Source organism: Pseudomonas sp. RIT-562 (assembly GCF_026241895.1).
Classification (GTDB): Bacteria; Pseudomonadota; Gammaproteobacteria; order Pseudomonadales; family Pseudomonadaceae; genus Aquipseudomonas; species Aquipseudomonas mandelii_F.
Genome location: NZ_JAPJIV010000095.1, coordinates 1 through 215, shown reverse-complemented (window position 1 = coordinate 215; position 215 = coordinate 1). Strand labels below are relative to the sequence as shown.

At 61.9% G+C, this 215-nt stretch carries 1 protein-coding gene; it reads right to left on the bottom strand.

The genetic code is table 11. The features are described from left to right. A partial coding sequence (locus tag ORL50_RS28915; protein WP_266020130.1) for a hypothetical protein occupies positions 1-215 on the bottom strand: 215 nt, incomplete at both ends.

Sequence of the window (215 nt, the reverse complement as noted above, 5' to 3'; positions counted from 1 at the left end):
CGGATGGTTGGTCAGCGGCAGACCCGTGCTGGTGGTCAGGGTCACGGTGTAAGTCACCGAACCGCCTTCAGCCACGGTGGTTTTATCCGCCGTCAGGGTCGCAAACACTTCACTGGTGGTGTCGCCGATGGTGACCGAAGCTGGGCCACTGATGGTTGGGTTTTCCAGCGCTGCGCCGTTCGAGGTCGCACCCGTAATGCTCAGCGATACGGTGC